Here is a 12,786-nt window from a genome sequence, read left to right as displayed (position 1 = left end):
ATTGGGTCGTGGTAAGGTCAAAATGCAGGTAATTGGTGCGCTTATGAGGAAGTTGGTGCATTTGGCTTTTGGGATTTTAAAGTCCCAAAAGCCTTTCGACCCCAATTATTTACTTGCTACCCCTTGACAGATCAAGACAGTATCTACAGCATTGTTGCGAATGGTGCAAGATGTCAGGTTAAACAGACATAATTTCGGTAGGGGCGGGTTCGCCGAGATATTTCCCACTAGGAAACAATCTCAATAAACCCGCCCTCACTCACCCCACCAACTATTATTGTTTGAAATATACCGATGAATGCTAAGCTAAATAAGTATCCATTTTTCTCGCGCAAGTGAGGGGGTGGAGAAGGGACAAGCACTTCCGAGTGCAGCGTGGAGGTTCGTGGAACGACAATGCGGTCAATTGCCGTGCTGCCAACCGCAACTACAACTCTGCGGGCAACTCGAACAGGAACAGGGGTTTTCGTGTAGCGGTAGCTTTGGCTGTCCCTTCCTCCCTGTCTTCCCTGTGAGCACTCTTCACGGTCAGAACTGGCAGATGGGAATTTGTCGGGCGTGCAAGAAGAGTCCAGACTTGTTCCTGTGATGGGGGTGACTTCATCCGAAAATAAAACCAAATCGGGTAGCTTGGTAGGGATTCCGAAGAGTTGCCCGATTTATTAGATAAAACTATAAATGAATTACCAAACTTGTAACGTGTGTCAGGCTAATGATCTGCGAAATAGTTAAGATTTTGCCATAGTATAATACCCTAGTTCATAGGCTAGCACATTGGAATTTATTGGCTGTATAAGAAGAGTTCAGGAATAATTTTCCAACCGATAATGGAGAAGGCGAGATAATGCCAGAAATCAGCCGTTTTTTAGGTATCATCATCACCATGTACTACAAAGACCACCCGCCTCCACATTTTCACGTCCGCTACAATCAACAAAAAGCTATCATTGATATCGCAACTCTTTCGATTTTAGAAGGTAAACTTTCCCCCCGCATCTTAGGTCTAGTTATAGAATGGGCGGCTATTCATCAGACAGAACTAATGCAAAACTGGCAACTAGCTAGAGTTCAATCTCCTTTAGAGCCTATCACACCGTTGGAGTAAAAAATGCTTAAAGATATTATCTCGGTTAAACCGTTAGAATTCTATCAACTACATCTCAAGTTTGAAGACTGTATGGAGGGAGTTGTTGATATCAGTGAACTGATCGAATTCACGGGAATATTTTCCCCCCTACAAGACCTGAGTTACTTTGTTCAAGTCAAAATAAATCCCGATTTGGGAACAGTTTATTGGGAAAATGGAGCAGATTTAGACCCAGATGTTCTCTATTCAATTATTACAAATCAGCCAATCGCTACCTATGAAAAAGAATCTGTTAGTCGATTTTAGATTTTCTCGATAAATAACAATTTTCCTGCCACAACCACGGCTGATTAAAATGATACCATGAATGAATTGCCAATTATTCAAAAAACCTATGATTTAATCAAATGGTATGTTCCAATTTTAAATCGACTGCCTCGCACTCACAAATTTACATTGGGCGATAGAATGATTGGGGGTCTCTATGACATTTTAGAAGGACTCATTGTAGCTCGTTACGCCCAAGAAAAGTTAGCACGATTGGAAATTTTAAACGGAAAAATAGATATTTTACGTCATCAAACCCGACTACTTCGAGAATTTGATTTGATGTCTATAGAGCGTTACGAATATGTGGTAAAATTAGTCAACGACATTGGCAGCGAGTTGGGTGGGTGGATTAAACAGCAAAAAAAGCGGTCATCTTCATGAGGACTTAGGCGCTAAGACCAAAGAAACCGGGTTTTTTGCCTAATCTGCGGACTACAGCGAATAATTTTCGTAAAAAACCGGGTTTCTGTCCAGTCGTGGGTAAGTCATTTCTATGAAAAGATATGAAACGATACGATAATCTGTGGTCTGAAATCATCAGTTTTGAAAACTTCTTAGTCGCATCACAAAAGGCGCAAAAAGGCAAGCGTTTTCGCCATAATGTTTTAGCTTTCAACTACAACTTAGAAGCTGAACTCCTGAAACTGCAAGCTGAATTAGTTAACAAAACCTACACTCCTGGCGGATATCGAACCTTTGAAATTGTCGAGCCCAAGCGACGGATGATTTCTGCTGCACCCTACCGAGACAGAGTTGTGCATCATGCCTTTTGCAATATTATTGTACCGCTGTTCGATCGCACTTTTATTGACGATTCCTACGCCAATCGAGTAGGTTTTGGCACTCACCGGGCTTTGCGTCGCTTCACAGAGTTTGCCCGTTCTAGCCGTTATGTTTTACAATGCGATATTAAGAAATATTTTCCTAGCATCGACCACGAGATTTTAAAAGCCTTGGTACGCCGGAAATTAAAATGTCCCGACACGCTTTGGCTGGTGGATCAAATCATCAACAATAGCAATGCACAGGAACCCGTTATCGAGTATTTTGGTGGAGACGATTTACTAACCCCGGTGAATCGGCGGCGGGGTTTACCGATTGGTAATTTAAGCAGCCAATTTTACGCTAATGTTTACTTAAATGGATTCGATCATTATATCAAAGAACAGCTAAAAGTTAAAAAATATGTCCGTTATGTAGATGATTTTGCCTTGTTCTCAGATGACCGAGAATTTTTAGCGGATGCAAGGCTTGGTGTTGAGGAATATTTAGTCAATTTGAGGTTAAAGATTCATCCGATTAAAAGCCAGTTGTTTGAGACAAAAGAAGGCGCAAATTTTCTGGGCTTCCGCATTTTACCTGACAGAATTCGAGTCAGGACAGAAAACTTGCGGCGAGGAAAGCGACGACTGCGACAAATGCAGGTAGAATATTATGAGGGCAAAATTGATTTGTTAAAAATCACCGAGTCGCTGCAAAGTTGGGCTGCACATTTGAAGTATGGCGACACTTGGGAACTGCGAAAAGAAATATTTGCTTCCCTGGTGTTTGTGAGGGGTGCGAATACGCTAAAATTTAGTCATTGAAGTACATTATAAGGCTGGTTTTGCCACTATAAACTGCTTTTATATAGATATGCTGGCTAAATCTACCTCTATAAGATATTATGGTTTTTTTCGGGCTGTTGTACTTAACTAAAAATCGATGAAAATTGTTTTTTTTGGCACTCCTGACTTTGCTGTTCCTACTTTATCCAGTTTGCTGAGTCATCCAGAATTTGAGGTTGTGGGTGTGGTGACTCAGCCGGATAAGCGCCGGGGAAGGGGGAATAAATTGATGCCTTCACCTGTAAAAGATGTGGCTTTAAATCACAGTCTCCCAGTTTTGCAGCCGCGCCGAATTAAGAAGGATGCGGAAACTATTGCTAAGTTGCGGGAAGCAGAGGCTGATGTGTTTGTGGTGGTGGCTTACGGCCAGATTCTTTCTCAAGAAATTCTGGATATTCCTAGTTTGGCTTGCGTTAATGTTCACGGTTCAATTTTGCCGAAGTATCGCGGGGCGGCGCCGATTCAGCGGTGTCTTTTTAATGGGGAAAAGGCTACTGGAATTACTACTATGCTGATGGATGCTGGTATGGATACTGGGGCGATGCTTTTGAAGGCTTTTGCGGGAATTACGCTGTTGGATAATGCTGATTCTTTGGGCGACAGGTTGGCGGAACTTGGGGCGGATTTATTGGTGGAAACTTTGATAAAATTGAGGGATGGGGAAGTTGAACCGGTTGTTCAGCATGATGATGAGGCGACTTATGCGCCGATGATTAAGGCGGCTGATTTTGTGCTGGATTGGTCGAAAAGTGCGATCGCGCTTCACAATCAAGTTAGGGGTTTTTTCCCGGATTGCACTACGACTTTTCGCGGTAATTCCCTGAAAGTAATCGCAACTGTGCCGGTGGGGCCGGAATATTGGCTGCAATTACCGCCGGAGTTGAGGGTTTTGGAACGGGAATGGCCTGTTTTGGATCAGTTGTCGGGCGCAAATGGGGAGGTTGTGAAGGTTGTGAAGGGCTTGGGGGCGATCGTCCAAACTGGCGATGGTTTGCTATTATTGCGGGAGGTGCAGTTGGCTGGTAAAAAAGTTCAGTCTGGCGTGGATTTTGCCAATGGTACTCGGTTGGCTGCGGGTGAGGTTTTTGGGAATGCTGATTCGTGAATTACAACAACAGATTACTTGATCTGGAGGCAAACTGTGTATATTTTATGTGATGGCAACTGGGACAGACCAGAAATAGAAATATCTGATTCACCACGAGGTATTATCGAACTGGGAGAACTTTGCGAAAGCATCAGTGAAGATTTGAAGCTTCCTGCGGAAAAAATAAACTCAGAGTTTTATCCTGAAAACCTGGAAGCTATTTCCATGAAGTTGTCTCAGATAAAAAATCCAGAAAGATTAGATTTAATCAAAATTTCCCTAAACAATAAAAATCTGGTCTTTGAAGGTTCTAAATCTGCTTTTCATAAGCTGGGTATGTCATTACTAAGCTATTTCCATGAAGATAGTCAAAAAGGTGAACATTTTCACCTAGACTATGTGGAAGACGATCCTCTATTAGCACCTACCAACTGCCACGTAATATTTTTATGTAGAGATCCGCATATAACGTGACAGACAATACCTAAAATTCGACTAAAACTTCTTCTTCAACTCCCAGTAAATCCCGCGCGGCATCTAGCATACTCTCAGTAATATCTTTCAAATCTTCGCGACTTGCTAAATAAGTTTTTAAAGCATCTAAAGGTTCTATACTATTATTAGCATTTAATTCCGGCAACCGCGGTCTTGCTAACTGACTAACTAATTCTGGTTGAATTGTGTAGCTGTGCGCTGCGCCGAGAAGTGCGTGCAATTCGGCGTTATCAATTAAGTCTAATTGTTCCGATCGCAATTGGTAGATCAATCTTACGACAGCATCTTGGATTTCCTTCTTCCCAATGGCTTTCACCAAGTCGGCTTGCGGACTCTCCGATTCAGACACGTTCACCTTAATCGTCTGAAACACCCGCACCGGCAAAGTGCAAAATTCCCACTCAGCTTTCCCGCGTTCCAAATTAATCAACACAAAGCCTTTGTCTTCTTTCTCTTCGCTAAAGTCAACTCGTTCGATGCTTCCGGGATAAATTACGGGCGGATTGTTGTTGGCGTTGAGATTTTGGTGTTTGTGGACGTGACCGAGGGCAACGTAGTCGAAACAAGGGCGTGTTAGCATGGCAACGGGTATGTTGAATCCTTTACCGACTGCTAAAAAACGCTCTGCACCCAGGCTTGCTTTATCTGCCATTAAGTGCGCTAATAGTACGGTGGGGATGTTTGGATCGAGGCGGCGGATTTCGCCTTCCATGGCGATCGTCAGTTTTTCGGTTAATAATTGGTTAACGTCGCTCACAGAAAGGCTTTCAGTCTCCGATCGCGTCATTAAGGTCGATCGCGTCAACCAAGGCAGCGTCACCACCTGTACAGGCCCGCTGCGGGTGTGTATGAGGTGAGTTTCCAGGCGATCGCCTACAATAAACTTAGGTATTCCCAAAGTCCGGTAAATTCCCAAACTCGCGCCGCCTTGTCCTTGCGAATGTTGGTCGTGATTTCCTACTAGCAAAACAGTCGGAATTTGCGCCTCTACCAAGCGGCTGAATTGGCTCGCAAAAGCCTCTTTAACAAACGGTGGCGGCGTTGAATCCGGAAAAGCATCCCCGCCGAATATAACTAAATCTACGGGTTCAGAAATTGCTCTATCCATACATTTACTTAGCGTCGCCGCGAAGTCTTCCAGCCGCGTATTTAACCCGGTTTCTGGATTGACGCGGCCGTGGGAAAAGCCGCTGCCCATGTGAATGTCTGAAAGGTGTAAAATTTTAATCATTGTTTATTGGTTATTAGTTATTAGTTATTAGTTGTTTGTTGTGAGGACTAAAGCCCTCATTCTATTTTAGACTTTTCTTGGTTCCAGTTCAATGCTGCGGCGGTTAGGATTGATACGTTTCTCGATCGCAAATACTGCCTTTTCTTCCTCAAAGCCGATTTCGTGAAACTCTGCAAACAAACATTCTAACTCAATTTTGGCGATCGCAGTTTCCAGCCACTTATCAAAGGAATCGCATTCAATACTTCTGAAAGGTTCGCCTTTGCACTCGAAACTGATAATTTGTCCCGGAATCCCGCCGAAACAGCCCTGTGTATCCACAACCCGCAGCCACAAATTATCTACTTTCATAAACGGAATCCATGCTTTGTTCCAATATTCTCCGGGCTGCCATTCTTGAAAATTAACTTGACTCTGGGCGTCCCAAAATTTTTTCTCCTTAGCAATTGATGCCAAAGATAACATACTCCTGCCGTGTTCAAAAGGCAACAGCCACTGATTTTCTGAACTCTCGTAAGCGGAACCGTTATACCAGCGATAAAAATCATAAAATGTTTCGGGAAGCGATTGTTGGTAACGTTTTTTAAATAAGTCGATTTCTGTTTCGATGGCACCGGAATTTAACAAGTTAAGCGCCTCGGGACAGCAGCGTCTCAATGTTTGTGCGAAGGTACGAACCAAAGGATTTCGTGGCTGAAAAAATTCTTTCATCTTCGATCATATAATACCTGGAACTTTTTGATAAATTTGGGCGATCGGCGAAAATCTATACTTTTCAACGTGAGGGCTTAATTTAGGTTCGTAGTTTAGGTTTGTAGTGAGGACTTCAGTCCTTCTTTGGATTCTGGAGAAGGACTAAAGTCCTCATTACGAACCTGGTTGTATCTTTCATCATATAATACCTGGAACTTTTTGATAAATTTGGGCGATCGGGCAGCGAAAATTTATACTTGTTAATTCTAACTCATCTCCTTGTCGGTAAATCTGAGAAACCCAATTTCCCTCACCATTGAGTCGAAAACATTCAACTTGGATTTCCGATTGAGTGATGAGTACGTATTCTTGCAAACTCGATGTAGTTTGGTAATCGGCAAATTTATCGCCCCTGTCAAAGGTTGCTGTTGACGGCGACAACACTTCTATAATTAAAGACGGATACAGGATAAAATCCTCAGTGGAATTTATCTCTCTTTCGTCGCAAGTTACCGCTATATCGGGGTAGTAATAGCAATTTGCCTCTTCCAATCGGACTTTTATATCTGATGTGAGAACTAAGCAGGGCGAATTCTGAAGATGCGTCCCTAGCAGCATGATTAAGTTGCTAGAAATAACGATATGGGGCTTTTTTGCACCAGTCATTGCATAAACGTGTCCGCGTCTGTATTCGTGTTTGATCGGACTTACTCGTTCGCCTTCTAGGTATTCTTCTGGTGAAATGTAGAAATTGTTTTTGCTGATTACCATTGATTTATCCCGGCTGATTTTGTGCGATAATATTTGTTGAAATGGGTGCATTTCACTTTTGAAGAGGGCGAAGCATGACCGCATATAAGTTATTAGTTATCATCCCATATTGATTGCGGTCATGCTTCGCCCCTACAAACATATTTGCTAAAACCAGATGCACCCGTTGAAATTCATAGATCCGGCTAGGACATGGCTGAATACCGGACGGCAAAATTATGTTATTTTCTTGAGTCTGCGGAGGCAGACATCGTTTGTATAGACGCGGTTTCAACCGCCGTGCTATTTTAACAAATTTCCAGGAATCGGGCGTGCCACAGTTTGCCGCTTTCCGTCAATCCTTGCGATCGCACTTTGATTTTGACTCCGCGAGGGTTCGCCTCGTACAGTCGGGCAATTTCTAGCATTTCCCCGCTGCTAAAGCCCGTTCCCACTGTTCCGATCGGTACTAACTTGCCATTGATTTCTTGTGCAACTTCGATCGCACTAAACGGCCGCCCCGCTACTTTTGTCCGAGTCAACCCGACAATAAATAAGTCATATTCCTGACAGTATTTAGTCCTCACCATCGGAGATTTTTTAACATCTTTGCCGCCGACATAGAAGCAGTTATGCAAAACCCAAACTTCACCTTCTCTGTTTTCAGCTTCCTGCTGCTGCGCCAGTAAAAGTTTTTCGCCTGCGGTGCGAGATGTCGGTACAATTTCAAATTCCGTAGATAAACTTGCCAAGATTTCGCCAACTGCAACTCCGGCGGCTATTCGTTCGGATTCCGCCAACCCAGTCAAGTCTTTACCGTGGGAAAACAAAGCTTTAAAAATGGCATAAACTGCCGTTGGCTGGGTTGTCGGAAAACCGCTTTCAATATTAACTGTAGCAGCTTGGGCGCCCGTGCGATGTTCGCTGCCCGTATAGCTTTTGTAATACAGTTCGCCGTCTAAGACAAAGATGCCAATTTTAGCTGCTGTGTCGATTAAAGCGCGATCGATCGCAATTGACGCTTGTTGTCGCAGGTTTGTCGATCGCGATTGGTAGTATACTTTATCTGGCGTCGCCACGACCACCACTCGATTGCCGTCGCGTTTTGGCTGTCCCCAATAGTCGGGATTTTCGATGTAATAAGAACGTTCGCTGGGCGCGTCAACCGGCTGCATCGTCACAATCCTTCCCGGCTGCAAGTGCGGAGGTAATTCGGGGACAATCGGATTATTGACAGTCTCAACTTTGGCCGCAACCTTTGATTTTGCCGCAGGAGTAGGATTAGTGGTAGAGTTGTTTGGAGTGTTTTTAGTCGGCTTTTCTCCGGTTTCCAATTCAAACGCTCTTTTCCAAAAGCCGATCGCCATTTCCGGGTATCCTTCCGACTCCGCACACAGTGCAAAACTAATAACTTTTGCCGTACCAATGCCGCGCCCGTAATCAGCTAAATACTGCACCGCCCCCGCTTCACCCATCAAGTGCAATCCCCGCGTGACAATGCGATTGTTCCAGCGTTCTCGAATATCGGCGCTAATTTTTTTGGCTGATTTTCGCTTAGCTTCTGCGTATTCCATCCACTCCATACAGCCTCCTTTTTTGTTGGGCTACTTGTAATACTATACTGAAGCTTGATTCATTAGTCAAGGAAAACCCAAACCAGCATTTACCAGAAAGAATTGGTTGAAAGCCGGAACCCTTGTAGGGAGAAATTAAAATCAGACTATTCATATTGTTTCCGGTTGCATGGGAATGATTTAACCGCAGAGAACACAGAGGACACAGAGGGAGAGAATAGAGATCTGAATAATTCCGATGGTACCGGATTTGATATCATTTCTCCCCACAAGGGAGAGGTCGCTGTCAACTATCAACTATCAACTATCAACTGTCAACTATCAACTGTCAACTGTCATCTGATTATCCTCTTGCACCTGTGATCGTTTGAAAGAACTTAGGCGTATACCTTTGTAAAAAACTCCCCACCGCCAGCGTCACTAAAGTTGCTAGAATGATTGTCAATAAATAGTATACAATCACAGTTATCGAACTGGAAGGCTTTGACAACTTGTTAAAAACTTCCTTAAAAACTGTTACCGTCGGTTCGTGAATAGCATAAACAAAAAATGCCAAACCAGAAAAATTAAAACAGGCTTTTTCTAGCTTTCCCGACACCAAATCTGAAGCGCACCAAATCGCCGCCGTACCCATTACTCTCGTGCAGCATTCTAACTGGTGCTGGAAAGTTTTAATGTCGGCTGTTTGCGTAATTGTCAGCACAAGAGCCATGCCTAAGTATATACCGATAATCGCACTTTTTCGTCGGTCGAGCCAAGTTAGATCCAATTTTTGAACAGCAATCAGACATCCCAAATAAAAGAACAACGGCCCCAACCACTGGATGCTAAAACCAATTTGAAAATCCAGCAACCAAGGCGCGGCAAACAAAGCTATACCTAGATAAGGTATCTTTCTAGCGATCAGCAAAAATACCGGAGATAGAATCACCATCGCCATCAAATCCCGGACGTACCAGAAATGAAATGCGATCGGATAAAGGCTTTTATATCCAGTTAAACAATCTATAAAGTTGGCAAAACTGTAGTCTCCAATATATTTTTTGTAATGCCCTTGGATAATTCCACTCGTTGCCGGTACGTTGATCACAATTAACACCAGTGTCAATAAAGCCAAGTTCCAAAACAAATAGGGAACCAGGAGAGTCCAAAACCGAGATTGGAGCTTTTCCTTGTAAGAATTCAGCGATAAATTAAAATTCCTGAAAAACAGGAAGCCTGAAAGCATGAACAGAAAAGCCACGCAAGAACCGCCCCAAGTCCCCGCAATCAACGTCTGGAAAAATTTGTCAGCATATCCCACAGAATTGATGGACGAGTGAATAGTAACAATCCCAATGATGAGAGGCAGACGCAATAATTTAATTCGGCAAGATATTTCCGGCGTAATTTGCATTTTTTACAGAAAAAGTGTAGGGTTCGATCGGCTGGCATTTGCATTGAGATGGCAAATTGTAGTAATCGGTTCGCCACCAATGCTAAGATAGCCTCGATCGTGCGTTGAGGTCAATCATGCCGGGGCTTGCTTTTTGCGAAGTCTGGTTCGCCAACTTCCGTTAGCGAAGCCCTCGAAGAGGATCGCACTTTTCACACTTTCGAGAATTTAATATCAAGTCTAATTGTACTCTGATGATGCGATTGATTTTGTACAGCAAACCCGGATGCCACTTGTGCGAAGGGTTGCAAGAAAAACTCGAACAGATTGAAAGCCTCAAGTTTCAATTGGAAGTACGAGACATTACCGAACGTGATGACTGGTTTCAAGCTTACCAGTACGAAGTGCCAGTTTTGTTTAAAGTGGAGTCCCAACGCAAAAATTCTGGTGGCGACGCTGCATTTTCCCCAGAAGAACAATTACCTCGTCCTTCTCCCCGCTGTACAGTTCAACAATTGGAGCAAATGTTACAGAAATATTTGCAAATCGATCAATCAGAATAATATGATTTAACGCAAAAAATCAAGCCCTTTGGGTGCCGAGTCCGCACTCTTGGCCCGGAGAGTGCCGATTTTACACCGAAAAGGCTTGTAGATAGCGGATCGAACAATTTCTGGCGCAAGTCATATTCAAAACATCCAAGTGAGGAGTTTTTCAGATGAAATTGAGAGAATTATTAGCAACACTTCCCGGCATTTCCTTTGACACCCAACATCGAGCTCTCGATGCCGAAGTCAAGGGTTTATCTACTAATTCCCATGCTTGTCAGGCGGGGGATTTGTTTTTGGGAATGCCGGGGACGCGGGTAGATGGCGGAGATTTTTGGCAAAGCGCGATCGCCAGCGGTGCAATTGCGGCCATAATTTCCACTCAAGCCGCCGAGAAAACACCCCCCCAAGACGGGGATACCTGCGTGATTGTGGCAACCGACATGGCTCAAATTTGCGGTCAAATAGCCACCACATTTTACGGCAATCCTGCTAGCAAATTAAAACTTGTAGGCGTTACTGGGACTAACGGCAAAACTACAACAACTCATTTAATCGAATTTTTGCTCAATCAAATGCAGTTGCCGACAGCAATTTTCGGCACGCTTTACACTCGCTGGCCTGGTTTCCAACAAACTGCTCTTTACACTACACCTTTTGCGATCGACTTGCAAAAACAGCTAGCAGAAGCTGTCACCGCTGGATGCAAACACGGGGTGATGGAAGTCAGTTCCCATGCTTTAGCACAGCAGCGAGTCTTGGGCTGTACTTTTGAAGTTGCTGTGTTTACCAACTTGACTCAAGATCATCTCGATTATCACCGCGATATGGAGGATTATTTTGAGGCAAAATCGCTTTTGTTTAGTCAAAATTATCTCAAAAATCGCGCTGTAATTAATATTGACGACTCCTACGGACGGCGGATTGTTGAAAATTTAAAATCCGAGCAAGTGTGGAGTTACAGCACTACGGACAAAACTGCTGATTTGTATGCTTTCGATTTGCATTATCAGCCCAATGGAGTTAAGGGAATGCTGCACACTCCTAAGGGTGAAACTGCTTTTATTTTGCCTTTAGTCGGTCAGTTCAATTTATCAAATATGCTGGCTGCTGTCGGTGCGGTTTTAGAATTGGGTTTGGATTTGTCCGCAATTGTGGAGAAATTAGCTATGTTTTCGGGAGTGCCGGGACGGATGGAACGGGTGCAAATTAGTCCCGACCAAGATATTAGTGTAATTGTCGATTACGCGCACACTCCAGATAGTTTGGAGAACTTGTTGAAGGCTTCGCGGCCGTTTATTCCCGGTCAAATGATTTGTGTGTTTGGTTGCGGTGGCGATCGCGATCGCACGAAACGCCCGATCATGGGTAAAATCGTGGCAGAGTTGGCCGATATAGCCGTTGTTACCTCCGACAATCCGCGCACCGAAAATCCCGATCGCATTTTGGAAGATGTGCTCGCAGGCATTCCCGCTGACGTAAAACCCGTCGTGATGTGCGATCGCGCCGCAGCCATTCGCACTGCTATTATGGACGCTAAACCCGGAGATGGCGTGCTGATTGCAGGCAAAGGACACGAAGATTATCAGATTTTGGGCACCGAAAAAGTCCATTTTGACGATCGAGAACAAGCACGAGATGCCTTGACAGTCCGAATGAACTGATTCGACTAACCCAATTACACTTAGTGTTAATAGTTAACCCAATTTGGTTAACTATTAATGGCTTATAGCAATTTTTTATGAGGTTGCATAGAATCCGATCACCCTAGCCGAGGGCGGGCCCGCACCATCCACCGCCCCTACTAAGGGGGGGGACAAGATTCCGATCAAAGTCCCCCTTCGATCCTATGCTTTATAAACATCTTTCTTAACAAGAAATTTGACAAAAGTAACTACTTGTGTAGGAGACATTGGGGATCTCGCTTCTGATTGAATGGCAATTATCCTGCAAAAAATGTTCATTGATGTCTGCCTCTTGCAATGAGTTTGCTCAAGGGATCTGGGGGT

The 12,786-nt window shown here is 43.9% G+C and carries 14 protein-coding genes and 1 pseudogene; 9 read left to right on the top strand and 6 right to left on the bottom strand.

Translation table 11 applies throughout. The annotated features are described in order from the left end of the window. A pseudogene (locus JGK22_RS30350) lies at window positions 1-127 on the top strand (IS110 family transposase); the annotation flags it as partial. Between the two features lie 100 nt (window positions 128-227). Here the strand turns inward: JGK22_RS30350 and JGK22_RS30345 are convergent. Then, entirely contained in the window at window positions 228-620 is a 393-nt protein-coding gene (locus JGK22_RS30345) for a hypothetical protein (RefSeq protein WP_293186688.1), read from the bottom strand. A 224-nt stretch (window positions 621-844) separates the two neighbouring features. Here JGK22_RS30345 and JGK22_RS30340 point away from each other — a divergent pair, with 224 nt between their 5' ends. From JGK22_RS30340 to JGK22_RS30315, 6 genes are all read left to right on the top strand, one after another. Beyond that, entirely contained in the window at window positions 845-1,105 is a 261-nt protein-coding gene (locus JGK22_RS30340) for a DUF4160 domain-containing protein (RefSeq protein ID WP_293186687.1), read from the top strand. Window positions 1,106-1,108: 3 nt separating this feature from the next. Continuing rightward, window positions 1,109-1,393 carry a DUF2442 domain-containing protein gene (locus JGK22_RS30335; protein ID WP_293186686.1) on the top strand — a complete coding sequence of 95 codons (285 nt, stop codon included), beginning with the start codon at window positions 1,109-1,111 and terminating at the stop codon, window positions 1,391-1,393. Between the two features lie 57 nt (window positions 1,394-1,450). Further along, window positions 1,451-1,798, top strand: a complete 348-nt coding sequence (gene avd, locus JGK22_RS30330) for a diversity-generating retroelement protein Avd (protein ID WP_293186685.1) — start codon at window positions 1,451-1,453, stop codon at window positions 1,796-1,798. Window positions 1,799-1,920: 122 nt separating this feature from the next. Further along, window positions 1,921-3,003, top strand: coding sequence for an RNA-directed DNA polymerase (locus tag JGK22_RS30325; protein ID WP_293186684.1), 1,083 nt, complete (start codon window positions 1,921-1,923; stop codon window positions 3,001-3,003). A gap of 118 nt (window positions 3,004-3,121) precedes the next feature. After that, window positions 3,122-4,129, top strand: a complete 1,008-nt coding sequence (fmt, locus tag JGK22_RS30320) for a methionyl-tRNA formyltransferase (protein ID WP_293186683.1) — start codon at window positions 3,122-3,124, stop codon at window positions 4,127-4,129. A gap of 36 nt (window positions 4,130-4,165) precedes the next feature. Further along, window positions 4,166-4,585 carry a hypothetical protein gene (locus JGK22_RS30315; protein WP_293186682.1) on the top strand — a complete coding sequence of 140 codons (420 nt, stop codon included), beginning with the start codon at window positions 4,166-4,168 and terminating at the stop codon, window positions 4,583-4,585. Between the two features lie 10 nt (window positions 4,586-4,595). Here JGK22_RS30315 and JGK22_RS30310 read toward each other — a convergent pair whose 3' ends face one another. The 5 genes from JGK22_RS30310 to JGK22_RS30290 form a co-directional block, all read right to left on the bottom strand. Further along, window positions 4,596-5,837 (bottom strand): exonuclease SbcCD subunit D, encoded by a 1,242-nt coding sequence (locus tag JGK22_RS30310; protein WP_293186681.1) that lies wholly within the window; start codon window positions 5,835-5,837, stop codon window positions 4,596-4,598. A 66-nt stretch (window positions 5,838-5,903) separates the two neighbouring features. Continuing rightward, complete coding sequence (locus tag JGK22_RS30305; protein WP_293208123.1) at window positions 5,904-6,548, bottom strand: SMI1/KNR4 family protein; 645 nt, start codon at window positions 6,546-6,548, stop codon at window positions 5,904-5,906. Window positions 6,549-6,728: 180 nt separating this feature from the next. Next, window positions 6,729-7,301: a Uma2 family endonuclease gene (locus JGK22_RS30300; protein WP_293226494.1), complete on the bottom strand. Its 573-nt coding sequence runs from the start codon at window positions 7,299-7,301 to the stop codon at window positions 6,729-6,731. Window positions 7,302-7,588: 287 nt separating this feature from the next. Then, entirely contained in the window at window positions 7,589-8,863 is a 1,275-nt protein-coding gene (locus JGK22_RS30295; protein ID WP_293314369.1) for an ATP-dependent DNA ligase, read from the bottom strand. 334 nt (window positions 8,864-9,197) lie between these two features. After that, complete coding sequence (locus JGK22_RS30290; protein ID WP_293186677.1) at window positions 9,198-10,250, bottom strand: acyltransferase; 1,053 nt, start codon at window positions 10,248-10,250, stop codon at window positions 9,198-9,200. A 236-nt stretch (window positions 10,251-10,486) separates the two neighbouring features. Between JGK22_RS30290 and JGK22_RS30285 the strand changes: the two genes are divergently transcribed. Continuing rightward, window positions 10,487-10,792, top strand: coding sequence for a glutaredoxin family protein (locus tag JGK22_RS30285; protein WP_293186689.1), 306 nt, complete (start codon window positions 10,487-10,489; stop codon window positions 10,790-10,792). 155 nt (window positions 10,793-10,947) lie between these two features. Continuing rightward, on the top strand, window positions 10,948-12,441 hold the full coding sequence (locus JGK22_RS30280) for a UDP-N-acetylmuramoyl-L-alanyl-D-glutamate--2,6-diaminopimelate ligase (protein ID WP_293314367.1): 1,494 nt from the start codon (window positions 10,948-10,950) through the stop codon (window positions 12,439-12,441). Window positions 12,442-12,786: the final 345 nt, after the last annotated feature.

The sequence above is a fragment of the Microcoleus sp. PH2017_08_TRC_O_A genome, assembly GCF_020738665.1.
Taxonomy (GTDB): domain Bacteria; phylum Cyanobacteriota; class Cyanobacteriia; order Cyanobacteriales; family Microcoleaceae; genus Microcoleus.
The sequence above is the reverse complement of the archived record's forward strand: the minus strand, read 5'-3'. Positions and strand labels throughout refer to the sequence as shown.

Bases quoted from the DNA above. Each gene is read 5' to 3' on its own strand.
- JGK22_RS30280 (WP_293314367.1), top strand. From the start codon at position 10,948: ATGAAATTGAGAGAATTATTAGCAACACTTCCCGGCATTTCCTTTGAC.
- JGK22_RS30290 (WP_293186677.1), bottom strand. From the start codon at position 10,250: ATGCAAATTACGCCGGAAATATCTTGCCGAATTAAATTATTGCGTCTG.
- JGK22_RS30305 (WP_293208123.1), bottom strand. From the start codon at position 6,548: ATGAAAGAATTTTTTCAGCCACGAAATCCTTTGGTTCGTACCTTCGCA.
- JGK22_RS30285 (WP_293186689.1), top strand. From the start codon at position 10,487: ATGCGATTGATTTTGTACAGCAAACCCGGATGCCACTTGTGCGAAGGG.
- fmt (WP_293186683.1), top strand. From the start codon at position 3,122: ATGAAAATTGTTTTTTTTGGCACTCCTGACTTTGCTGTTCCTACTTTA.
- JGK22_RS30310 (WP_293186681.1), bottom strand. From the start codon at position 5,837: ATGATTAAAATTTTACACCTTTCAGACATTCACATGGGCAGCGGCTTT.
- JGK22_RS30300 (WP_293226494.1), bottom strand. From the start codon at position 7,301: ATGGTAATCAGCAAAAACAATTTCTACATTTCACCAGAAGAATACCTA.
- JGK22_RS30325 (WP_293186684.1), top strand. From the start codon at position 1,921: ATGAAACGATACGATAATCTGTGGTCTGAAATCATCAGTTTTGAAAAC.
- avd (WP_293186685.1), top strand. From the start codon at position 1,451: ATGAATGAATTGCCAATTATTCAAAAAACCTATGATTTAATCAAATGG.
- JGK22_RS30295 (WP_293314369.1), bottom strand. From the start codon at position 8,863: ATGGAGTGGATGGAATACGCAGAAGCTAAGCGAAAATCAGCCAAAAAA.
- JGK22_RS30335 (WP_293186686.1), top strand. From the start codon at position 1,109: ATGCTTAAAGATATTATCTCGGTTAAACCGTTAGAATTCTATCAACTA.
- JGK22_RS30340 (WP_293186687.1), top strand. From the start codon at position 845: ATGCCAGAAATCAGCCGTTTTTTAGGTATCATCATCACCATGTACTAC.